Raw genomic sequence first — 20,172 nt, 5'->3', positions numbered from 1 at the left:
AGGACGAGGAACTCGCCATCTCCGACCTCGAGGTTGAGCTTGTCCACAGCGGGGCGCGTGCCCCCGGGGTACAGGCGGGTTGCGTTGTCGAACGTCACGGACGCCATTTCGTTCTCCTTCACCGGCAGGTACGTGCCGGACGATCCGCAGTGGCAGACTATTGCTGAGCGGCAACAGTTGCTATACAGCACATCACACTTGAGGCGCGCGTCAAGGGGCTGTCCGACGTTCACCGGAAGTGCACCGTCGAGGTTGTCGGATCGCGAGGTGAGATGAAGGTCTTGATCGTGGGCGCGGGGATCGCCGGCCCCACCCTCGGGCACTGGCTGCACCGGGCGGGGCACCAGGTGACCATCGTCGAGCACGCCCCCGCCCTGCGACGCGGCGGCTACCTCATCGACTTCTGGGGTGCTGGGTTCGATGTCGCCGAGCGCATGGACATCGTCCCCGCGCTCCGCGAGCGGGGTTACGTGATGACGGAGGCTCGTGCGGTCGACCGACGCGGTCGCAGGATCGCCGGCTTCGATCCCGAATCCGTCATCGAGTCCCGTGCGCGCTACGTGAGTATCGCCCGCTCCGATCTGGCAGCGGTCATCTACGAAGCGATGAGCCCGGACGTCGAGGTGATCTTCGGCGACTCGGTCCGCTCGCTGGAGGACGACGGGCAACGCGTCCACGTCATGTTCGACAGCGGACTGCGTCGGGAGTTCGACCTGGTGTTCGGGGCTGACGGCCTTCACTCGCGCGTGCGGCGGCTCGTCTTCGGCCCCGACGATCAGTTCGAGACCAGTCTGGGAATGGTCGTGGCCGCGTTTCAGGCGGAGGGCTATCCTCATCGCGACGAGCTGGTGGCGATGATGTATGCGGAGGTGGGATTCCAGGCCGTGCGCCTGAGCCTGCGCGACGACATCACGCTCTTCCTCCTCTCGGTCCGCCACGAGGGCCCGCTGCCCTCGAAGCGCGCAGACCAGGAGCGCTTGCTGCGCACGAGGCTCGGCGACGGTGGGTGGGAGGTGCCCGAGATGCTTCACTGCATGTCGGCGGCGAGCGACCTCTACTTCGATTCCGTCAGCCAGATCCGGATGCCGTCGTGGACGACGGGGCGTGTGGCGCTGGTGGGCGATGCGGCCGCCTGTCCGTCCTTCCTTGCCGGTCAGGGATCGGCTCTCGCCATGGTCGAGGCGTATGTTCTCGGTACCGAGCTGGCGATGGATGCCGATCACAGCGCGGCATTCGCGCGCTTCCAGGATCGACTGAGGTCGCTGCTTCGATCCAAGCAGGATGCCGCGAAGGGGCTGGGTCTCGCATTCGGGCCGAAGAATCGGTTCCAGTTGTGGGAGAGGAACGCGGTGATGAAGGTGATGGGGCTGCCCAAGGTGACCGACGCGGTGATGGGTCGAAGCTTCCGGGATGCCATCGTCCTGCCTGAGTTCCCCGAGGCGGGGCGTTGAATCACCGTGCCTGAGGCGCTCGCCCGCCGGGGTCCGACACCGGCCGGCTGACCGGTGGGCGGCTACCGCGTGCAGTCGTCCACAGGGGTGTGCGCGCCCGAGAGTCGGGACTGTGTCCAATTCACCAGGACCGGAAGGAACCGGGATGGCGGAAGCAGGACGCCGAGATGGTCCGAGCCCTGCATCTCGACCCAGCGCACTGGCGTTCCCTCCCGACACAGCGCTGTGACGAAGTCCTCCTGAAGTCGCGGGGGGATGACTTCGTCGGCGGTGCCCCACGTGAGGAGCACGGGCTGGTCGAACGGGCCGGTGACAGCGTTCTGTTCGAGACGACGACCCAGTGCCCCCTTGGTGAGGTCGGCTGCATAGAGCGGTCGGTCCTCCGCGACTCCGATCGCCGCGACGACCGAGATGACGGCGCCCGGCTCCGACGGGCATCTCTGGGTCATCTCTCGCACGATCGCCCGCGTTCCCGGCGCGATGTAGTCACTGAGGTGGACTTCGGGGTAGGTGTCGGCGTAGGGGACGAGCACCCAGGAGATGAGCACTGAGAGCAGCGCGTTCGCGTCACCCGCCCGCAACTCGCGCGCAAGGTCCAGGGGGTCTGTGACGGGAGCGAGCGCAGCTGTGCCTTTGATGGACAGCTCCCGCGCGTAGTCGTCGGCTATCTTCGCGGCCCACAGCGCGGCGTGACCGCCTTGCGAGTGCCCCCACAGGACGACGTCCCGCGACAGCCACAGACGGGGCAGCTCCCGGGCGGCCAGCACGGCGTCGAGCGTGGATTTCGCCTCACCCGGCCCGATGAGATAGGGGAACACTCCCGGCGCGCCCTGACCGGCGTAGTCGGACGCGACGACCACCCATCCCCGCGCGAGCGCGTCCTCGAGTGCCGGTATCGCCCACTTGGTGGCCGCATCCGTGCGAAGACTCGGGGCGCACCCGCGTGCGACGCCGGTGGTCCCATGATTCCAGGCGATGACCGGCCGCGGTCCGGGATGCACTTCCGACGGTGTGATGACAAGCGCGCTGGCGACACCGCGACCGCCCATCGCATCGCCTGTCGTGTAGAGGATGCGCTGCACCTCGCCGCCCGACGGCGCCCGGCCGCCGTAGGGCTCGACGCGCAGGAGGCGACCATGATCGGTCGGAATGTCTTCCGGTGGAGTGTAGAAGGCATCGACCACGGGCGCCCCCCGCGCGAGCCAATCATCCGCCCACCAGCCCGCGATCGTCACACCGACGAGGACCACGGCCAGCATCCACCGCCCGGCGTCCGCCGCCAGTCGCCTTGTCCGCGCGCGGCGCTCGATTCCGGCTGAAGGTGCCGTCCGTGAGAGCAGGACCCGCAGACCGCGGATGAACAGCGTCACGCCGAATACCAGCATCCAGACGCCGAACACGACCGCGGCGACGAGGATCGTGACGTCGACCCAGGCGAGGGCGAGGATGCCGAACACGATCTGACACACGCCCCACGTCGCGGCCAGCACGCGCTCGCTGATCCGTCCGCGGAAGAGCGAATGCCCGATCGAGGAGAGGCCGCCGATGACAAGCAGCACAGACAGCACCACCGGGAGCAGATTCAGGCTTTCCCTCAGCCAGACGATGACGACGACGCCGAAGACGATCCACCCGACCGCGAGCAGCCTCCTCCACCACGCCGGCTCGGGGGAAGCCGATCTCAGCTCGATGATCCCGGCGGTGATCGCGCTCGCGCCGACGTAGATGCCGAGCACAAGAAGCGACGTGAGTGGTCGTGTGACGAGGAGAAGCGCGAACGCGAAGAGGGCGACGCCGATGACGAGGAGAATCTGCGGCGAGGCGCTCTGAGAGAGGTGCGAAAGCACGCTCACCCGCGCCCACACCCGCCGCACGATGCCGCTCTGGCTCATCACATCATGGTAGGGACCAGGCGGGGCGACTCCGTCTGCGAGCGGCACGCCAGCCGAACTCCGGTCCACGACATGACGGGCGGCTGAGGGATGGGCCCGGACATTCGCAGCCTGCGAAGTGCGGGTTGCAGACGGTCGTGAGCTGCTCGGCCGTCACCATCGCGTGTAGAGAAGATGCTGCACGATGAGCGTGAACCCCACCTGCGCGATAAGGCCAGCCCTTCGCCAGCGCGCGGGCAGCAGGCCCGTGGCCAACAGCATCCATGGCACGAAAGGGAGCCAGATGCGCTCGACTTCTGCTCGGCTCATCTGCGACAGCGAGGCGACGACGCACATGGCAAGGCCGGCGAGTGCCAGCCAGGCGACCGCGCGGCTGCCCTCGTCCCGTGGCGATCGTGCATCGACCAGCGCCACCGCGATGCCGGCTCCGACGATGGGCCCGGCGCTCACCGACACCGCGGCGATGTCCGCCCAGGTCCAGTACAGGCCCGGGCGATGCTGCGCGATCCCGGCCCAGTAGCGTTCCCGTAGCACCGGGAAGGCCTCCCACCACGCGAAGCCCAGCGCCGCGAATACGAGGACGACAGCCAGCGCCGCGGGCGCCGTCCACAGCAGCGGACGCCAAGATCTCGCGAGCACCAGCACTGTGGTCACCAGCACCCCGAGGAGCGGCAGCCCGTAGGAGAACATGACGCACACTCCGTACAGCAGGCCGGCACCCGCCCCGGCCAGAAGCCCCGTTCCCCGGCGGGAGGTCGTCGCCGAGACCGTCAGCAGGAGGGTGGCCCACGCGGCGGTCGCGGCGAAGACGGCGTCGGCCGACACGCACATCCAGATGGCGGCGGGTCCGACGGCGAGGAACGGTGCCGCGGCTCGGGCGAAGCGCGCTGCGCCGAGGCGGCGGGCGACGAGCATCACCGCGATGGCGGTGGTGCCTGCGAGCAGAGTGATGACCAGCCCCGCGGCGAGGGCGCTGCCGAGCCCGATCCGAACGAGGCCGATGAAGAAGAGGGCGGCTCCCGGCGGATGTCCGGCGAGGTGGACCGGCCAGTTGTCCTCGCTGTCGAGCGGAATGCGGGAGATGTAGATGCGCAGGAACTCGCCGACGTCCGTCACCTCTCGCGCCGGTTGCAGGTACTCGGTCTTGGACTCGAGGATCGCGCCGACACCGTCGACGCCGTCAACCGTGGCAAGCGCGAGCATCCACGCCACCGCGTAGACATAGACGATCGCGAGCAGCCGGCGCCACGGCATGATCGCAATCCGCGGTGCCCACACGCAGGCGAGAACGCCAAGCAGGATGGCAGCCGGAGTGCCCGGCCCGATCCTCGGCACCCAGATGGAATGGAGCGGGGGGAACTGTCCCGCGCGGACTTCCCAGCCGGTGAGGGCCGGCACGGCCATGGCCGCGACGATGAGCGTCAGCGTCGAGGCGAGGCCGATCGCGGCGGCGCGCGACCTCCTCGTCGGCACGGTCGCACGCGTCGAAGGCCGCGTCATGGGGCCGTCTCGGCCCTGCCGCGCAGCGGTGCGACGGCGAACTCGCGCATTCCGACGGCGAATGAGACGGCGGGCCGCCAGCCGAGCTCCTTTCTCGCGCGTTCGGCCGACGCGGTGATGTGCCGCACATCGCCCAGCCGATACCGGCCGGTCACGCGCGGCTCGGGTCCCCCGAAGGCAGCCGCGAGCGCTCCGGCCATCTCACCCACAGTGTGGACCTCGCCGGACGCGACGTTGAACGGCCGCGCGACGCCGGCATCGGCGGCATCCGTCCACTCGACAGCGGCGAGATTCGCCGATGCGACATCGGCCACATGGATGAAGTCGCGTCGCTGCCCGCCGTCCTCGTAGACGTCCGGCGGTCTGCCCTCCTCAAGAGCGGAGCGGAACAGGGATGCGACACCGGCGTACGGCGTGGCTTGCGGCATCCCCGGGCCATAGACGTTGTGATACCGGAGCAGTGCCGCCCGGCCGCCGGTCTCCCGCGCCCAGGCGGCGACGAGGTGCTCTTGGGCGACTTTCGAGGCGGCGTAGACGTTCCTCGGATCCAGCGGTTGCGACTCGTCGATGAGCTCCGGCTCGAGCGCCTCTCCGGTGCGAGGGGAGCGCGGCTCCCAGCGACCCGCTTCCAGATCCTCCCAGATGCGAGGCGGCGCAGCGATCGTGCCGAGCGCATCGCGGTAGCGACCTTCGCCGTAGACCACCATGGATGAGGCCAGTACGAGACGACCGATGCCTCCGCGCGACATCGCCGAGACCAGCATCGCGGTTCCCAGGTCGTTGGTGCGCACGTAATCGGGGGCGTCCCCGAGGTCGACGCCCAGCCCGACCTTCGCGGCCTGATGGCAGACGACGTCGACGTCGACGAGCGCCGCTGCGACGGCGTCCGCATCCGTCATGTCCCCCTTGATGCCTTCGACGCCGTCGGGCATTGCGGCCGCAGCCGGATGCACGTCGGTGCGCAGGCTGTCGATCACCCGGACGCGCCATCCATCCCCGAGCGCCCCCGACGCGATGTGGGAGCCGATGAAGCCTGCGCCCCCCGTGATCAGCAGCGTGCCGTTCATGGCGACGAGCGATCCCGCGCCATGACGCGGGCGACGGCGTCCGGATCGATGAGATCGCGCGGGGCGTATCCGGTCGGCACCGCTGCGACGGCATCGCCGATGACGCCGGTGATCCGCTTCCGGGCGGCCGACAGACGTCGGAAGACGACGTCGGCGGTGACCGGCTCGTCGCCCACGTAGTGGCCGGTATCGGTATCCGTCACGAACGACAGACTGGCGTAGCCGAGATTCAGCTCTGCCGCCAGCGCCGCCTCCGGATATTGAGTCATGTTGACGATGTCGGCGCCGAGCGAGCGCCACCCCTTCGACTCCGCGCGCGTCGAGAACCGGGGGCCGGAGATCACGACGGTCGTCCCGGTGGGCGCGAAGCGCTCGCTCCGTGACGTGAGCGCGTCGATGAGAAGGCGCCGGATGCCGGGATCGAACGGATCGGCGAACGCGAGGTGCTGTACGTCCGGGCCGTCGTAGAAGGTGTCGATGCGGTCGCGCGTCCGGTCGATCAGCTGGTCCGGGACGACGAAGCTTTCGGAGGGCATGGCGGGCGAGAGACTCCCGACGGCGCTGGAGCCGATGATCGCGACGACCCCTCTCGAGGCGAGCGCCCAGAGATTCGCGCGATAGTTCACCCGCTGCGGGGGGATGGTGTGCCCCGTGCCGTGGCGTGCGAGGAATGCGACCCGCTCACCGTTCAGGAGGCCCACGGCGAGAGGCGACGAGGGGGACCCGTAAGGCGTGCCGACCTCGACCTGGGTCGCGTCCTCGAGCAGCCGGTAGAGACCGGAACCGCCGATGACGCCGATGCGCGCCTGATCCGGGTGGTCCGCTGCACTCACGTGACCACTCTGGCTGCCCGGCGGAGTGCTGTGTCCGCACAATTGATTACGGTCCGGTGACGGTGCGTTGTCCGCGGTTCGTAATCGCGAGGCGCTGTCGCGAGATCGGCGTGCCGCTCACACTGGCGGCATGGGTTCGATCACGGATCGACTGACCGCTGCGGCGGCGGTGCGAGCCGAGGCGATCCGTCGTGCGCTCGATGCCCCCGAGCGCACGCCGCGCTCGGCGGTCGTCCTCGGGAGGATCGTCGGGATCGGTTTCGCCGTCTGCTTCCTCACCGGCGTGTACAGCCACCTCCAGCAGCATCCGTTGGCCTGGCTGCCGCTCCCGACGCGTCCGGTGGAGCTGTATGCGTGGACGCAGGGGACGCACGTCGCGGTCGGCACCGCGCTGCTCCCGCTGGTGCTCGCGAAGCTCTGGGTCGTTTACCCGCGGCTCTTCGCGTGGCCGCCCGTCCGTCGGCCGATCGACGTCCTCGAGCGCGGCTCTGTCGCGGTCCTCGTCGCGGGGTCGCTGCTGCAGATCGTGATGGGCGTGCTCAACACCTTCCAGTGGTACCCCTGGCCGTTCTCGTTCGTGCGCACGCACTGGGCGCTCTCGTGGATCATCGTCGGGGCGATCGTCGTGCATCTCGGCGTCAAGCTACCCGTCATCGCGGCGAACTGGCGCGCTCACGGGGACGACCGATGACCGGCGGGCGACAGGACCGAAGGACCTTCCTGATCGGGGTCGGGGCGGCGGTGACGGCGCTCGTCGGCATGACGGCCGGTCAGTCGTTCGACCTGCTGGCACCGGTCAATCTGTTCGGTCCGCGCGTCAAGGGCCAGGGGCCGCAGGATCTGCCGGTGAACCGCACCGCATCACAGGCGGGAGTGCGGGGACTCATCCACGACCCCGCTTGGCGGTTGCGGGTGAGCGGTCCGGCGGGGGCGCTCGAGCTCTCACGGAAGGACCTGGAGCGCATGCCGCAGACCGAAGCCGTGCTGCCGATCGCATGTGTGGAGGGATGGAGCACGACAGCGCACTGGCGCGGCGTTCGGCTGGCGGCTCTGCTCGAGCTCGCCGGTATCCGCCGCGACCGCGCGGTGCGGCTCGACAGCCTGCAGCCGCGCGGCGCATATCGCACGACCACGATGCCGCCGCACTACGCCTGGGATACGCTGACCCTCGTCGCGCTCGAGCTCAACGGAGAGACCCTCGACGCCGATCACGGCTTCCCGTGCCGCATCATCGCCCCCGGCCGCCCCGGTGTCCTCCAGACCAAGTGGCTGCACGCCATCAGTGAGGAGCCGGCGTGACCCTGCTGCGCGGCGCTCTGTTCGTCGTCGGTGGCGCGCTCGCCGCCTACGGTGTCTACCTGGCGGTGACTACGCTTGGCCCGATCCAGCTCCTCGCACTGGCGATCTGGCTCGCGGCGGTCGTCGTCGTGCATGACGGCATCCTCGCGCCGGCGATCTCGTGGCTGCGCAGGCGGTGGTATCGCGGAGCTGACGAGAGGCCCCGAGCTCTGACGATCGTCGCCCACGTCGGCTTCGTCGTGGGAGCAGTCCTCACTCTGTTCGTCGTCCCGGAGATCTGGGCGCAGGGCCGGGGCAACCCGAACCCCACCATCCTCGTCGGCGAATATGCCCTGCGGCTGGTGATCGTGTGGGGACTCATCGCCGGGACGGTGCTCGTCGTGGGGCGCGTCGTCAACCGCCGGTCGCGTCGCTGACGACATGGGGCTCGACGTCCGGGCGGACGTACTCGGCGAATCGCCGACGCGCTGCTCGCCACTCCCGCACCGGCTCGAGCCCGGCAGCGGCGGCGTGTCGCCGCAGCGGGATCCGGCCCACCTCGGCCCAGGGGAACGCGGTGGCGGACGGGCCGACGTCGTCGCGCAGCATCCCCTCGAATCGGTGATCGCGACGCGCCGTCCGGTGCGTCTCGATGATGATGCGTCCTCCCGAGCGCAGCAGTCCCGCGCACCGCCGCAGCAGTGCCGCGGGGTCGCCGCCGATGCCGATGTTGCCGTCCAGCAGCAGGGCCGATCCCCACTCGCCCTCGGCTGGGAGGGCGTCGAACACCGAGCGATGCAGGACCGGCAGTCCACGTCTCTGAGCGATCGAGACAGCGGCGTGGGAGGCGTCGACTCCGAGTGCCGTGTGACCCGCGTCGAGCGCCGCCCGCACCATCCGGCCGGGGCCGCATCCGACGTCGAGGACGGGCGCGGGCAGGGCTCGAGCGAGAGCCGTCTCCACTTCGTCCGCTTCGGAGAGGAACCGATCCACATCCATGCGGACGACGCGGGGACGGCCTAGATCCTGAACGATCAGCGGACCGGTCCGGGTGCTCAGAGCGCGCTCGTAGGCGTCGCCGAGAGGTCCTGCCGTCGCGGGGGCGCTCATCGCAGGTCCCGCAGCAGATCGAGGAGACGGCCGCCCGAGAGCTCGGATGCCACGCCGGCGAGGGTCCCGGCCGTGTCGATGTCGGTGAGCATGGGCAGCGTGCCGATGCTCAGTCCGGCCGATTCGAGGTGTCGGCGCTGCTGCTCGCCCGTGTCATCGCGGGACATCGTCACGCCGCGGACGAGCGCGCCGTCCGGGCTGCGCAGCGCGAGAGCCCAGAACCCGCCGTCGGCGGCAGGTCCAAGCCAGGCATCGGTTCCGGTCGGCCAGGCGAGTGCGGGCGCCACATGGTCCTCCCGCAGCTGCGGCGTGTCCATGCCGACGAGAAGGGTAGGCCCGGTACAGGCGTCCAGAGCTGCGGCGATCCGCTCGTCGAGCCCGCCGTTCGCCTGCACCACCACGTCCCACCCCGAAGCCTCGCGGGGGACCCGCGAGCCCGCGAAGCTCAAGACCCGGCGCTCGACGGCGAGGGCGTTGCCGAACGCGAGAGTGTCGGCGAGGCTCGCTGCCGCGATGTGCGCGGCGTCTTCCAGCGAGTACGGCGGATGCAGGCGCGTCTTCACTCTGCCGGGGATGCACTCCTTCGCCATCACGACGAGCGTGGTCATCTCAGCCCCGCTTTCGCAGCAGGCGGCTCATGTCGGCGATGGCGATCGCCGTTCCGCGCACCGTCCCGGTCACCTTCGAGCGCCCGTCGCGCGGCCGGTAGGTCACGTCCACCTCGCCGATGCGCCACCCTTCACGCGCCGCGGCGAGCACCATCTCGAGGGGGTACCCGCTGCGGCGGTCCCGCAGGCCCAGTGAGAGGAGCCGCTCGCGCCGGGCTGCGCGCATCGGACCGAGATCGTGGAGGATGATGCCGGACCTCGCGCGCAGCCGCCGCGAGAGGTAGGCGTTCGCGATCCGGGCGTGCGGGAGCCATGCGCCCCTCGACACGGGAATGCGCCGGCCCAGGACGAGGTCGCACTCGCCGGCTAGCACGGGACCCGTGACGCGCGGCAGCTCGGCGAGGTCGAATGACCCGTCCGCGTCGCAGATCGCGACGATGTCCGAGGTCGCGGCCGAGACACCCGCGTGCACGGCGGCGCCGAAGCCGCGGCGCGCTTCGTGGACGACCATCGCCCCCAGTCGCTCCGCGACGGAGGCTGAGCCGTCGGTGGAGCCGTTGTCGACGACGATCGCACGCATCCCGGACGGCAGGCCGCCGAGCACGCCGGGCAGTGCCGCCGCCTCATCCAGACAGGGGAGCACCACGTCGATCGTCACGGACATGCTCCGACGCTAGGACCGGGTGCCCTCGGGTGCAGCCGACAGAGCATTACGAACCGCGGACAACCGCCGTCGATTGGCAGTGAGGCGATCCTCCGCCCCGTGGTCCGGCCTATTCTGTCGGCATGTCCACCGCACGGACCTCCGCGCCGGGTGACCTCGCCGACCGCCGGGTGCTCGTCGTCGAAGACGATCCCACCGTGCGGGAAGTCGTCGAGACGTATCTCCAGGCCGACGGGTTCATCGTGGATGTCGCGTCCGACGGCTTTGCGGCGCTCGACGCGATCGAGATAAGACCGCCCGACCTCGTCGTCCTCGACCGCATGCTGCCCGGCATCGACGGCGCAGAGGTCTGTCGCCGCATCCGCGAGACGAGAGGCGTGCCCGTCATCCTGCTCACGGCGCTGGGCGCGCCCGAGGACCGTGTCGCGGGGCTCGAAGCCGGAGCCGACGACTATCTCACCAAGCCCTTCTCGCCCCGTGAGCTGGTTCTGCGCGTGCAGGCGGTCCTGCGCCGCAGCCTGGGCGAATTCGCGCCGGAGGCGCCGTTCGACCTCGGTCCCTTCCACCTGGATGCCTCGGCGCGCGTCGTGCGCAAGGACGGCGTCGAGCTTCCCGTGTCGACGCGCGAGTTCGACCTGCTCGCCTTCCTGCTCAAGCATCCCCGTCGCGCGTTCACGCGCGAGGAGCTGCTGCGAGCCGTGTGGGGCTGGGAATTCGGCGATCTCTCGACGGTGACCGTCACCGTGCGGCGACTTCGCGAGAAGATCGAGACCGACGTGACCCAGCCGCGGATGCTCAACACCGTGTGGGGTGTCGGCTACCGGCTGGACCCGGAGGGTGCGCCGTGATCCCCCTCCCCGATCTCGCGGTCATCGTCGGCATCGCCGTCCTCTGCGCGCTGCTCGTCGGTGCCCTCGGGCTTGTCGCGCTCCGCCTCGCGCGGCGCTCGCCGCTCATGGTGCAGCTGCTCATCGTGGTGGCGACGGCGACGCTGTCGGTCATGGCGGGCATGGTCGCCGTCGCGCAGGCGATGTACCTGTCGGCACACGACCTGGTGGTGAGCGTGTGGGTGGCAGTCAGCGCCGGCGTCGTTTCGCTCGGCGCGGCCATCGTGCTCGGCCGGGCCTTCACCCGGCAGGTGGCACGTGTCCGCGGGCTCGCGAGAGACATCGGAGACGGCGCACCGGTCGAGGCGCCGGCATCCCCCGACCGCTCGGAACTGGCATCGCTGCAGCGTGAACTGGCGCTCGCGAGCCGACGACTGGACGACGCCCGGGCCGAGGTAGACGCGCTGGAGTCCTCGCGCCGCGAGCTCGTGGCGTGGATCTCGCACGATCTTCGGACTCCACTGGCGGGCCTGCGGGCGATGGCCGAGGCTCTGGAGGACGGGCTCGCCGACGACCCGCAGCGATTCCACCGGCAGATGCGGCTGCAGGTCGCCCATCTCACGACGCTCGTCGATGAACTCTTCGAGCTTTCCAAGATCCAGTCGGGGCGCCTGGATCTGACCCTCGAGCCGGTCTCGCTCTACGACCTCGTGAGCGACGCGGTCGCCGAACTCAGCGTGCTCGCAGCGGCGCACGACATCACGATCCGCGAATCCCCGAACCCCGAGCACGTCGTCGTGGGCGATGCGGGGGAGCTCTCACGCGTCATCGCGAACCTGCTGATCAACGCGATCCAGCATTCGCCGCCGGGAACCGAGATCTCGGTCACCACCCAGGCCGGCGCCGATGGCACTGCGACGCTGTCCGTCGTCGACGCCGGCGGCGGCATCGCGGCGGCAGACCTCACGAAGATCTTCATCGCCGGCTGGCGAGCAGATCCGTCCCGAACCCCAGCCCCGGTCAGCACCGGCGCGGGCTCCGGGCTCGGCCTCGCCATCGCGCACGGCATCGTGATGGCCCACGATGGACGGATCTCCGCGACGAACGTTCCGGGCGGATGCCGGTTCGATGTCGTCCTCCCCCGGGCTCTGGTCGCCTGACTCTGGCGGACGACGAGGTCGGCCGGCGCCCCGAGCGCCCTATGCCCGGAGCGTGCGGGGGCGTATGGTCAGGGAAAGCCCTGCGTGGCGATGGTGAGCCGGGAAGTCTGGTCGGCGTCTCGAGTACGCACGACCGAAAGGCCATCCATGCGATCAGATCGCTTCACCCAGGGCGTCGGCGCGCCTGCGCAACAGCCCCGTGACTCCGAGCGTGTGCGGAGAGGGGGCTGCTCACGATGCGCGCGCTCATCCTGACCTTCGGCACGCGCGGGGACATCGAGCCGTTCGCGGCGCTGGCCGATCGACTCGCGGTCGAGGGGCACGAGGTGGCCCTCGCCGCGCCGGAGTCCCACCGGCACGCTGTCTCGGCCGCGGTGCTCTACGAACCGATGGGCACCGAGATGGACCGGGTCATGCGCGAAGCCATGGCTGACATGAACGGGCCAGCCGAGGCGCTCACCGCCGGCCGTCAGATGATGGCTGCGATGCGCGTCTCACTCGACGAGCAGTGGGAGATCGCCCAGCGTTTCGAGCCCACCGTGGTGGTCGCCCACCCGAAGGCGCTGGGCGGACCGCACATCGGTGGGCGTCTGGGCGTTCCCGTCGTGCCATCGCTTCCGCTTCCCTTCCTCACGCCCACTGCGGCGTTTCCTGTTCCGTTCACGGCGAGACCGCTGGGCCCGCGGCTCAATCGACTCAGCTACACGTTCAACCGCTTCACGGCGCTCGCGTACGGCGGGATGATCAACAGGTTCCGTCGAGATCAGCTCGGACTTGAGCGCGCGAGCAGATTCAGCGACTACCTGCACTCCGCCGACGGTGAGCGGATGCCGGTCCTGTATTCGTTCAGCCGGCACGTCGTCCCCCGTCCGCCTGACTACCCGGCCTCGGCTCACGTGACCGGCTACTGGTTTCGCGAGCCGTCGTCGACGGAGTGGGCGCCCCCGCCCGAGCTGTCGGAGTTCCTTGAAGGTGATGGACCTGTCGTGTACATCGGCTTCGGCAGCATGGGGTTCGGCAAAGACGCCGAACGACGTGGCCGGGTCGTGGCCGAAGCCGTTCACGCGGCGGGAACGCGAGCGGTCGTCGCACAGGGCTGGGGTGCGCTGCAGATTCAGCCCACTCGGGATGTGCTGCTCATCGACGAGGTGCCTCATGAGTGGCTGTTCCCTCGCGTGGCCGCCGTGGTCCATCACGGAGGCGCCGGGACCACCGCCGCGGGCCTGCGCGCGGGCAAGCCGACGATGATCTGCCCCGTTCTCGGAGACCAGCCGTTCTGGGGGCGCCGCGTGCACGAACTGGGCGTCGGACCGGCGCCCGTGCCGCTGCGGCGTCTATCGAGTGAGGAGCTCGCGTCCGCGATCACCGGCATGCTTCACGACGATGCGTACCGTGCACGCGCCGCGGACATCGCCGCCCAGCTCGCACAGGAGGACGGCACTGGGCAAGCGGTGCGCGTCCTCGAGGGCTTGGACGCGCGGGTCGCCGGGCGCGGTTGAGCACAGACCGAACCCGGACGCCTCGCCGTACCCCGCGCCTGCAAGCCATGAGCTGGTGGTGTCAGTCGCCTCCGCGCGCCTCCGTCAGGCCACGAAGCACCTTGCGGACGGCGGCGATCGACTCGTTGCCGTACTGCCGCCGCCATCGTCGTTCGCGCTCTTCAAGGTAGTCCGCCGCTCGGCGGCAGAAGTCGTCGCCGAGCTGGGTCAATCGGACCAGTTGCGCACGGCCGTCAAGCGGGTCCGCGACCACCTCGGTGACCTTCGCGTCGGTGAGGTCGCGCACGAGGGAGGCGACGGCCTGTCGTGAGATGCCCATGCGCGCCGCGAGGGTGACGAACCTCGCTCCACCCGGCTCGAGGGCCGCGATGAGCGGTACGTGAGCGATCCGGATCCCCGACGTCCCTTGCGGGTCGATCGCCCCCAGGGCTTGTTCGTTGACGCTCCGAGATGCCGCCATCAGGAGCGTCGCAAGATCATCGTGCGCGATGGCTGCGAATCGCAGCAGGTCCTCGTCCGACATCCACGGCTCCTTGACTTCAGAAAGGCAATCTGCTTGCCTAACTAGGCAACTCCCTTGCTATTTTCTCTCGAATGGACGTCGACGCAATGCGAACCAGCCCCCTCGCTTCCGGTGAATCACTGCCCGCACTGACTCTCTTCCGACCTGACGGCACCGGGCTCGATGTGCCCGGCGTCCTCGAGCACGGTCCGGTCGTCATGTACTTCATGCGCACGCCTACGTGTCCGGTGTGCAACGCGCACCTGCGTCAGATGAAGCGCTCGGCGGAGCAGTCTCTCATGCACCGGCTCCTCGTCATCGTGCCGGGGGGCCCCGTCGATGCCGATCTGGTGTCGAAGCGGCATCCCGAACTCGCCGATCGGATCGCATCGTCGGAGGATGCGCACGCGGCCGTCGGTCTGTTCGTACGCGCCGGTCTGCAGCAGTCGGGAACGTTCGTCGTGGATTCCGCGGGAACGGTGCTCGTCGCGCGCACCTCGACGATTCCTCTCGGCGCGTACGACGAAGGCGAAGTGCTCGACGCGCTCGGCCTGAAGCCGGAGACTGGCGTTCGCATCGGCTGAGCGGCCAGCCCGTGGCGCGCCGATGCGACATCGTGGACCACTCCCGAACCGGAGCCCCTCGAACAGGGGCGCGCGGGAAGAACCGGCGGCGCTCCGGGGCGCATACTGGGCGTCATGAGCGCGATCAGCACCATCGTCGGCATCGCCCTCATAGCCGTCGCACTGAACGACGTCTTCCACACCTTGCTCCGCCCGGCGTCGACCGGTCGTCTGACGACGCTCCTGTTCCGCATCACCTGGTCGCTGTCGCGCCGCCGGCGTCCGCTGACGGCCGGAGGACCGCTCACGGTCCTCGCCACCATCGCCGTCTGGATCATCCTGATCTCCGTCGGCTGGGCGCTGATCTACCTCCCTCACATTCCCGACGGCTTCGCCCACAGCGGCGTCGATCCTGCGGACTATCAGCCCTTCGTCGAGTCCCTCACGTACTCGCTGGTAGCGCTCACGACGCTCGGACTCGGCGACGTCGTGCCGACCGATCCGGTGATCCGCGCGGTGTCACCCGTGGAGGCGCTGATGGGCTTCGCCCTGCTGTCGGCGTCGGTGTCGTGGTTCTCGCAGCTGTATCCGGCTCTCGCCCGACGACGGTCGTTGGCCATCGAACTGACGAGCCTGCACGAGTCTGGGCTGGCCGCACTTCCGGGCACGGTATCGCCCGGATACGCGACATCCGTCCTCGCATCCGTGGCGCGCGCGCTCGCAGCGCTCACCGCGGATCTCGTGCAGAGCACCGAGATCTTCTACTTCACCGAGCGGGACGAGCGACTCTCCGCGGCACGGGCGATCGGCTACGCGATGGAGCTTCGGGATGCCGCCCTCGGCGCGCATGACCCCGATGTTCGGGCGGCGGGCACGCTGCTTCAGCATGTCATGGACGAGCTCGCCCGGGTGCTCACCGACCAGTACCCGCATGTGTCCGGTGAGTCGACCGATGACGTGCTCCGTGCGGTGGCCGGCAGCCACGGCCACGACCTGAACTGACGCGGAGCAACGTCGAGGGTCCGGCGTCGTCCGTCCCGCGCACCGCCGTCGCCCGGAGGTGGACCAGGAGCCGGCGGGCGTGCCCGTTGCCGGTCTTCGTGATCGCGCCTTGCACCCGGGAGGACCCCGACGAGTACTCGGCGGGCACGAGGCCGAGGTGGGCGCCGATGGTGTTCCCGATGAACCGGTGCCAGTCGCCGATCTCCACCGCGAGTGCGTACCCGGTGAGGGTGGAGATGCCCCGCAGGCAGCCCAGTCGGGCCACCACGGGGGCGTACTCGTCGTCCTGGGCGGCGGCCTGCTGAATCAGCAGGTCCAGGCGATGCTTGCGGGACGCGATCTGCGCGACCGTCTCATAGGCCGCGTCGAACGCCGCAGCCGCGCCGGGCAGGTCAGGTCGCTGCCGGCGCACCCACGACTCGTGCTCCCGGGACCAGGTGGTCTTCCCGTCGTAGACGAGCCCGTGGCGCAGCAGCAGCTTGGACAGTCGATGTCGGGCCGCCATCAGATCGGTGCGGGTATCCTCGCGGGCGCGCACGAGGTCTCGAGCCGCCTCCTGCTCCCTGGTCGGGATGCGCACCGCGGTGATCTCCCCGAGTCGCAGCAGTCGCGCCAGATGCTCCGCGTCCCGCGCATCGGTCTTGACCCGGTCCCCGGATGGTCGCTGCAGCTTCGAGGGTGCCGCGACCGCGCAGCGGACCTCGGATGCCGCGAACTGACGGGCCAGCTCGAACCCGGTCGGCCCGGCCCCGTAGACCACGTCCTGCGGGCCGGGCAGCGCCTTGACCCATGCGATCACCTCGCCTGGGTCATACCCGAACCGGCGGTGCACCATCTCGCCGGTGTGCTCGTCGATCGCGCAGCCGACGATGCTTCGCGCTTGCACATCGAGCCCAACGCTCGTACGCTGAATGAACAACTGGGGCCTCCACATTCGCCTGTCGGATAGGCCAGTCGATCGGCTGGCCGTAGCCTCGAAATGGTGGTCAGGCGAGCGCGGCCGATGACTCGGGTGGCTCCACGTGGGCTGCCAGCATCCGCGCCTGCTCGCGGAGATATCCGGCGTAGCCGCCCGGTGTGCGCCCGACGAACCGCCCGGAGGTGAGCACCTCGGCTTCGTCGCTCGCCTGCACGATCGCACCGAGGGCGCGGGCACGCGCGACCAGCTGTACGTCCTCGTGCTCGGGGATCGCGTCGAAGCCGCCGGCGGCCCGGTAGACGCTGGCACGCAGCCCGAGGCTCGCGCCGTGGACGTGCCCGTTCGGCGCCCCCCGGACGTGGGTGTGCAGCCAGTGGTGCCGGTGCGCTCGGCCGAGGTCGGCGAAGTCGGGACGGACGGTGCCGACGAAGACATCCGCGCCCTCGGCGGCGAGGTCGCACTGCGCGACGATCCAGTTCGGCGGCACGGCGGAGTCGGCATCGGTGTTCGCGAGCCAGACGCGCTCCGCCGGGAGCTCTCCGATCGCCGTGAGCGCCGCCTGCACTCCGCGCGCCCGCGCCTGGCCGACCGTCGCCTCCGAGACCACGAGCGTGGGGAAGGGGTGGTTGGCGGCGATGGCGGCGGAGGCGTCGGTGCAGGCATCCAGAACGACCTGCACCTGGCAGCGGATGCCGCGCCGCGCGGCCGTCTCCACAGCCACAGTCAGCGCGGTCAGGCACCGATCGAGCAGCTCCGCCTCGTTGTGGACGGGGACGACGACGGCGGCGACGTCCACCGGGCGGCCCGTCACACCAGTCCCTCACGTTCGGCGACGGAGAGCGCCGGCGCCGTGGCGAACACCTCGAGGATGAAGTCGGGCTCCTCATGCCGGACGATCGCCCGCCACCGACTGCTCGCCCGCAGCGCAGTGTGCACGTCATCGCCGGTCAGCGGATACTCCGCGACCGGGTGGCGCCAGTGGCACGCGACCAGGGTGCCGCTGTCGGCGAGGGATCCCTCGATCCGGCGGACTGCGGTCTCCAGGTCTGCCGCAGACAGGTAGTAGCCCACCTCCGAGAGGACGATCGTGTCGAACCGGCCGGGCGGCCAGTCGCGGGGAATCTGCCCGCGGACGAACGAGACCCGGCTGTCCGCGCCGACGCGTGAGGTCGCCTGCTGCAGGGCCGCGTCGACGGGGTCGAGCGCGATCACGCTCTCGGCCCGCGCGGCGAGCTCCTGGGTCACCAGGCCCGTGGAGCAGCCGATCTCCAGGACGTCGCCGATGCGCTCGGTGGGCAGCGCGGACATCAGGATGCTGCGCTTGCGCTTCTCGTACCAGCGCGTCTCGAATCCCCACGGATCGTCGTGCCGGCGATAGAACGCCTCGAACCACTCCTCGCTCATCGAATCCGCTCCCTCCGGCGCGGACTCGTCGACGAACAGCTCGGTGCTGCGCTCGAAGTGCTCGCGCATCCCGGGATGCAGCATCACCTCGTCTCCGGGCGCCGATGACAGCGGCGCGATCTGCGACGTGTGCTCGGAGATCGCGCGACGCTTCGCGCGGACCTCGTCGCGCCGCAGTGTCAGGGCGCGCGTCCTGTCCCATGGCAGGTCTGCGGGGGTTCCCCAGTGCCAGAGCCAGATCGGATAGCCCAGATGCGGGATGCCGCGACCCGCGCACACCCCGTGCACGACCTCGGCAGTGACTCGATGATCGCGGTGCCCGTCGCCGGACCAGGGCGCGACGACGACGACGCGAGCCGGGTCGCCCGGCGGCCGGCCGGAATCGAGAATTCCCGTGATCGATTCGGCCAGCTCTTCGCTGTGCTCGCTCAACGCTCCGTCGGGCAGGCCGAGGAACTGCACCTCGATCCCGTCGGCGAGTGCGTCGACGGCCCGCCGCGCCTCGCTCCGCCGCCTCTTCGCGAGCCGAGCTGGGCTGTGGCTGGGCGAGTCGGGGTGAGACCCCTCACCGTCGGTCGCGACGACCACCCTGACCCGGCCACCCGCTCGCCGCACCCGCCGGATCAGACCGGCGGCGCCGAGCGTCTCGTCATCGGGGTGGGCGGCCACGACGATCAGCTCGTCCACGTCGGCGGGAACCGGCGGACGGGTGCCCATCCGGGGATCCCCTTGCCACACGGCCTCGGCGGTGCCCGCATCGAGGTGGCTGAAGGCCGCCATCACGGCTCCGCCGAGGCGAGAAGACGACCGATCCGGGCGGCATCCCGCAGGCCGTGGTGCTGCCGAAGGTACAGGTGCAGATCCGACACGCGGCGGGCGTGTTCACGGTCCATCACCAGCGGCGCCGGGCCGAGCGCGGCATCCGCCTCCGTCAGCGTCAGCGCGGCGGCTCCGGAGACCACGGTCCGCACCCGCTCCGCCAGAAGACGCTCACCACCTTCGAGGGCCCGCCGCCCGTCGACCATGTCGGCCGCCTCAGCGAGGGTCGCTCGCGCGGCCCAGAGCGCGGCATCCACCGTGCCCAGGTGCACCAGCGCGACCTGGTCGGCGCGCGGCGAGGCCGCCGGTGCGGAGAGCGTGCGCGCGATGCCGCACGCGGCTCCCCACCAGCACGCCGCGACGGACATGCCGCCCCACGAGAAGCCGGGGCGCGACAGATACCACCCTTCGTCTCCCACCGGCACCGCCACCGCGTCGACGAAGTCGACCGGGCTGCTCACCACGTGCGGCAACCCGCGCGCGAACCACTCGTCCCGGTGCGGCTGAACGCCGGGACCACGCATGTTCACCGCGAACAGCCTCCGTTCGGTGTCGTCCACGAACGCCGTCACCAGGGCGTGCGAGACATTCCCGGCCAGCGAGCACCACGGCTTGGTTCCGCGCAGCACCCACCCCGCCGACGTGCGATGCGCCTGAAGACGCGCATCGGCGGATTCCGCGGCGAACACACCCCACGACGAATCGGCGTCGGCGCCGACCTGCGCGACCTGCCACGGGTCGTCTTGCCGGCTCAGGTCGGTGCCGGCCTGGCGGAGGATGCTCAGCGCGTCGAGGTGCGGCTCCAGGATCCGCGCGGCCGACACGTCCAGACACGCGACGGAAGCCAGCAGCTCCCACACACCTCGGGTGTCACCGGCGCCCACAGACGCCGCTTCACGCCCCACGCCCACCGCCCACTCGAGCGTCGCCGCCACATCGGCGCCGAGCATCGGCACCGCCCGCGCCGACTCAGTGACCGCCTCGGCCTGCGCGCTGAGCTCGCCGCCCGGTGCGAGCGAAACCCCCGCCGACGTCACGGTCGCCATACCCAATCCGGCACCTCCACAGCGAACG

At 70.2% G+C, this 20,172-nt stretch carries 21 protein-coding genes and 1 pseudogene; 9 read left to right on the top strand and 13 right to left on the bottom strand.

Going from position 1 to position 20,172, the window contains the following annotated elements; genetic code table 11:
- A pseudogene (locus ABZ477_RS17845) lies at positions 1-107 on the bottom strand (sugar ABC transporter ATP-binding protein); the annotation flags it as partial.
- 165 nt (positions 108-272) lie between these two features.
- Between ABZ477_RS17845 and ABZ477_RS17840 the strand changes: the two are divergent.
- On the top strand, positions 273-1,451 hold the full coding sequence (locus ABZ477_RS17840) for an FAD-binding domain (RefSeq protein ID WP_360135940.1): 1,179 nt from the start codon (positions 273-275) through the stop codon (positions 1,449-1,451).
- Between the two features lie 62 nt (positions 1,452-1,513).
- On the opposite strand, the gene ABZ477_RS17835 is transcribed toward ABZ477_RS17840, so the two are convergent.
- From ABZ477_RS17835 to mtnP, 4 genes are all read right to left on the bottom strand, one after another.
- Positions 1,514-3,343, bottom strand: a complete 1,830-nt coding sequence (locus ABZ477_RS17835; protein WP_360135938.1) for a lipase family protein — start codon at positions 3,341-3,343, stop codon at positions 1,514-1,516.
- Positions 3,344-3,496: 153 nt separating this feature from the next.
- Positions 3,497-4,747, bottom strand: a complete 1,251-nt coding sequence (locus ABZ477_RS17830) for a hypothetical protein (RefSeq protein ID WP_360135936.1) — start codon at positions 4,745-4,747, stop codon at positions 3,497-3,499.
- Positions 4,748-4,839: 92 nt separating this feature from the next.
- The gene (locus ABZ477_RS17825; RefSeq protein ID WP_360135934.1) at positions 4,840-5,910 is read right to left on the bottom strand and encodes an NAD-dependent epimerase/dehydratase family protein; all 1,071 of its coding nucleotides are present in this window, start codon (positions 5,908-5,910) and stop codon (positions 4,840-4,842) included.
- Positions 5,907-6,743, bottom strand: coding sequence for an S-methyl-5'-thioadenosine phosphorylase (mtnP, locus tag ABZ477_RS17820; protein WP_360135932.1), 837 nt, complete (start codon positions 6,741-6,743; stop codon positions 5,907-5,909). The genes ABZ477_RS17825 and mtnP overlap by 4 nt, the downstream gene beginning before the upstream one ends.
- 130 nt (positions 6,744-6,873) lie before the next feature.
- Between mtnP and ABZ477_RS17815 the strand changes: the two genes are divergently transcribed.
- Genes ABZ477_RS17815 through ABZ477_RS17805 form a run of 3 tightly spaced genes read left to right on the top strand, consistent with a single transcriptional unit; the run spans position 6,874 to position 8,458 of the window.
- Complete coding sequence (locus ABZ477_RS17815; protein WP_360135930.1) at positions 6,874-7,434, top strand: hypothetical protein; 561 nt, start codon at positions 6,874-6,876, stop codon at positions 7,432-7,434.
- A 50-nt stretch (positions 7,435-7,484) separates the two neighbouring features.
- Positions 7,485-8,042: a molybdopterin-dependent oxidoreductase gene (locus tag ABZ477_RS17810; protein ID WP_360135928.1), complete on the top strand. Its 558-nt coding sequence runs from the start codon at positions 7,485-7,487 to the stop codon at positions 8,040-8,042.
- Entirely contained in the window at positions 8,039-8,458 is a 420-nt protein-coding gene (locus ABZ477_RS17805; RefSeq protein ID WP_360135926.1) for a hypothetical protein, read from the top strand. The genes ABZ477_RS17810 and ABZ477_RS17805 overlap by 4 nt, the downstream gene beginning before the upstream one ends.
- Here ABZ477_RS17805 and ABZ477_RS17800 read toward each other — a convergent pair.
- The 3 genes from ABZ477_RS17800 to ABZ477_RS17790 all read right to left on the bottom strand — a co-directional run bounded on the left by ABZ477_RS17800 (position 8,436) and on the right by ABZ477_RS17790 (position 10,403).
- A complete protein-coding gene (locus tag ABZ477_RS17800; protein ID WP_360135924.1) occupies positions 8,436-9,020 on the bottom strand; it encodes a class I SAM-dependent methyltransferase in 585 nt (194 codons plus the stop codon). The genes ABZ477_RS17805 and ABZ477_RS17800 overlap by 23 nt on opposite strands.
- Before the next feature lie 107 nt (positions 9,021-9,127).
- Positions 9,128-9,739 (bottom strand): DUF2064 domain-containing protein, encoded by a 612-nt coding sequence (locus ABZ477_RS17795; RefSeq protein ID WP_360135922.1) that lies wholly within the window; start codon positions 9,737-9,739, stop codon positions 9,128-9,130.
- A 1-nt stretch (position 9,740) separates the two neighbouring features.
- Positions 9,741-10,403 carry a glycosyltransferase family 2 protein gene (locus tag ABZ477_RS17790; RefSeq protein ID WP_360135920.1) on the bottom strand — a complete coding sequence of 221 codons (663 nt, stop codon included), beginning with the start codon at positions 10,401-10,403 and terminating at the stop codon, positions 9,741-9,743.
- Between the two features lie 122 nt (positions 10,404-10,525).
- Between ABZ477_RS17790 and ABZ477_RS17785 the strand changes: the two genes are divergently transcribed.
- The 3 genes from ABZ477_RS17785 to ABZ477_RS17775 all read left to right on the top strand — a co-directional run bounded on the left by ABZ477_RS17785 (position 10,526) and on the right by ABZ477_RS17775 (position 13,889).
- Positions 10,526-11,251: a response regulator transcription factor gene (locus ABZ477_RS17785; protein ID WP_360135918.1), complete on the top strand. Its 726-nt coding sequence runs from the start codon at positions 10,526-10,528 to the stop codon at positions 11,249-11,251.
- Positions 11,248-12,390, top strand: a complete 1,143-nt coding sequence (locus tag ABZ477_RS17780; protein WP_360135916.1) for a HAMP domain-containing sensor histidine kinase — start codon at positions 11,248-11,250, stop codon at positions 12,388-12,390. Before ABZ477_RS17785 ends, ABZ477_RS17780 begins: the two co-directional genes overlap by 4 nt.
- A 236-nt stretch (positions 12,391-12,626) precedes the next feature.
- The gene (locus ABZ477_RS17775) at positions 12,627-13,889 is read left to right on the top strand and encodes a glycosyltransferase (RefSeq protein ID WP_360135914.1); all 1,263 of its coding nucleotides are present in this window, start codon (positions 12,627-12,629) and stop codon (positions 13,887-13,889) included.
- Between the two features lie 61 nt (positions 13,890-13,950).
- Here ABZ477_RS17775 and ABZ477_RS17770 read toward each other — a convergent pair whose 3' ends face one another.
- Positions 13,951-14,412 (bottom strand): helix-turn-helix domain-containing protein, encoded by a 462-nt coding sequence (locus ABZ477_RS17770; RefSeq protein WP_360135912.1) that lies wholly within the window; start codon positions 14,410-14,412, stop codon positions 13,951-13,953.
- 71 nt (positions 14,413-14,483) lie between these two features.
- Between ABZ477_RS17770 and ABZ477_RS17765 the strand changes: the two genes are divergently transcribed.
- Complete coding sequence (locus ABZ477_RS17765) at positions 14,484-14,975, top strand: hypothetical protein (protein ID WP_360135910.1); 492 nt, start codon at positions 14,484-14,486, stop codon at positions 14,973-14,975.
- Between the two features lie 114 nt (positions 14,976-15,089).
- Positions 15,090-15,956 carry a potassium channel family protein gene (locus ABZ477_RS17760; protein ID WP_360135908.1) on the top strand — a complete coding sequence of 289 codons (867 nt, stop codon included), beginning with the start codon at positions 15,090-15,092 and terminating at the stop codon, positions 15,954-15,956.
- Here ABZ477_RS17760 and ABZ477_RS17755 read toward each other — a convergent pair.
- The 4 genes from ABZ477_RS17755 to ABZ477_RS17740 all read right to left on the bottom strand — a co-directional run bounded on the left by ABZ477_RS17755 (position 15,868) and on the right by ABZ477_RS17740 (position 20,144).
- Positions 15,868-16,890 carry an IS110 family transposase gene (locus ABZ477_RS17755; protein WP_360135906.1) on the bottom strand — a complete coding sequence of 341 codons (1,023 nt, stop codon included), beginning with the start codon at positions 16,888-16,890 and terminating at the stop codon, positions 15,868-15,870. The two genes, ABZ477_RS17760 and ABZ477_RS17755, sit on opposite strands and share 89 nt — an antisense overlap.
- Positions 16,891-16,942: 52 nt before the next feature.
- Entirely contained in the window at positions 16,943-17,686 is a 744-nt protein-coding gene (locus ABZ477_RS17750; RefSeq protein WP_360135904.1) for a glycosyltransferase, read from the bottom strand.
- On the bottom strand, positions 17,683-18,996 hold the full coding sequence (locus ABZ477_RS17745; protein WP_360135902.1) for a bifunctional PIG-L family deacetylase/class I SAM-dependent methyltransferase: 1,314 nt from the start codon (positions 18,994-18,996) through the stop codon (positions 17,683-17,685). Before ABZ477_RS17745 ends, ABZ477_RS17750 begins: the two co-directional genes overlap by 4 nt.
- Before the next feature lie 62 nt (positions 18,997-19,058).
- Positions 19,059-20,144 carry an acyl-CoA dehydrogenase gene (locus ABZ477_RS17740; protein WP_360135900.1) on the bottom strand — a complete coding sequence of 362 codons (1,086 nt, stop codon included), beginning with the start codon at positions 20,142-20,144 and terminating at the stop codon, positions 19,059-19,061.
- Positions 20,145-20,172: the final 28 nt, after the last annotated feature.

This window comes from Microbacterium sp. NPDC019599, from assembly GCF_040632175.1.
Taxonomy (GTDB): Bacteria; Actinomycetota; Actinomycetes; order Actinomycetales; family Microbacteriaceae; genus Microbacterium.
This window is presented reverse-complemented; position numbering and strand designations above follow the sequence as displayed.

What these genes read in the sequence shown, in the direction of transcription:
- ABZ477_RS17840 (WP_360135940.1), top strand. Translation starts at nt 273, where the DNA reads ATGAAGGTCTTGATCGTGGGCGCGGGGATCGCCGGCCCCACCCTCGGG.
- ABZ477_RS17835 (WP_360135938.1), bottom strand. Translation starts at nt 3,343, where the DNA reads ATGAGCCAGAGCGGCATCGTGCGGCGGGTGTGGGCGCGGGTGAGCGTG.
- ABZ477_RS17830 (WP_360135936.1), bottom strand. Translation starts at nt 4,747, where the DNA reads ATGGCCGTGCCGGCCCTCACCGGCTGGGAAGTCCGCGCGGGACAGTTC.
- ABZ477_RS17825 (WP_360135934.1), bottom strand. Translation starts at nt 5,910, where the DNA reads ATGAACGGCACGCTGCTGATCACGGGGGGCGCAGGCTTCATCGGCTCC.
- ABZ477_RS17815 (WP_360135930.1), top strand. Translation starts at nt 6,874, where the DNA reads ATGGGTTCGATCACGGATCGACTGACCGCTGCGGCGGCGGTGCGAGCC.
- ABZ477_RS17800 (WP_360135924.1), bottom strand. Translation starts at nt 9,020, where the DNA reads ATGGATGTGGATCGGTTCCTCTCCGAAGCGGACGAAGTGGAGACGGCT.
- ABZ477_RS17795 (WP_360135922.1), bottom strand. Translation starts at nt 9,739, where the DNA reads ATGACCACGCTCGTCGTGATGGCGAAGGAGTGCATCCCCGGCAGAGTG.
- ABZ477_RS17790 (WP_360135920.1), bottom strand. Translation starts at nt 10,403, where the DNA reads ATGTCCGTGACGATCGACGTGGTGCTCCCCTGTCTGGATGAGGCGGCG.
- ABZ477_RS17785 (WP_360135918.1), top strand. Translation starts at nt 10,526, where the DNA reads ATGTCCACCGCACGGACCTCCGCGCCGGGTGACCTCGCCGACCGCCGG.
- ABZ477_RS17775 (WP_360135914.1), top strand. Translation starts at nt 12,627, where the DNA reads ATGCGCGCGCTCATCCTGACCTTCGGCACGCGCGGGGACATCGAGCCG.
- ABZ477_RS17770 (WP_360135912.1), bottom strand. Translation starts at nt 14,412, where the DNA reads ATGTCGGACGAGGACCTGCTGCGATTCGCAGCCATCGCGCACGATGAT.
- ABZ477_RS17765 (WP_360135910.1), top strand. Translation starts at nt 14,484, where the DNA reads ATGGACGTCGACGCAATGCGAACCAGCCCCCTCGCTTCCGGTGAATCA.
- ABZ477_RS17760 (WP_360135908.1), top strand. Translation starts at nt 15,090, where the DNA reads ATGAGCGCGATCAGCACCATCGTCGGCATCGCCCTCATAGCCGTCGCA.
- ABZ477_RS17755 (WP_360135906.1), bottom strand. Translation starts at nt 16,890, where the DNA reads ATGTGGAGGCCCCAGTTGTTCATTCAGCGTACGAGCGTTGGGCTCGAT.
- ABZ477_RS17745 (WP_360135902.1), bottom strand. Translation starts at nt 18,996, where the DNA reads ATGGGCACCCGTCCGCCGGTTCCCGCCGACGTGGACGAGCTGATCGTC.
- ABZ477_RS17740 (WP_360135900.1), bottom strand. Translation starts at nt 20,144, where the DNA reads ATGGCGACCGTGACGTCGGCGGGGGTTTCGCTCGCACCGGGCGGCGAG.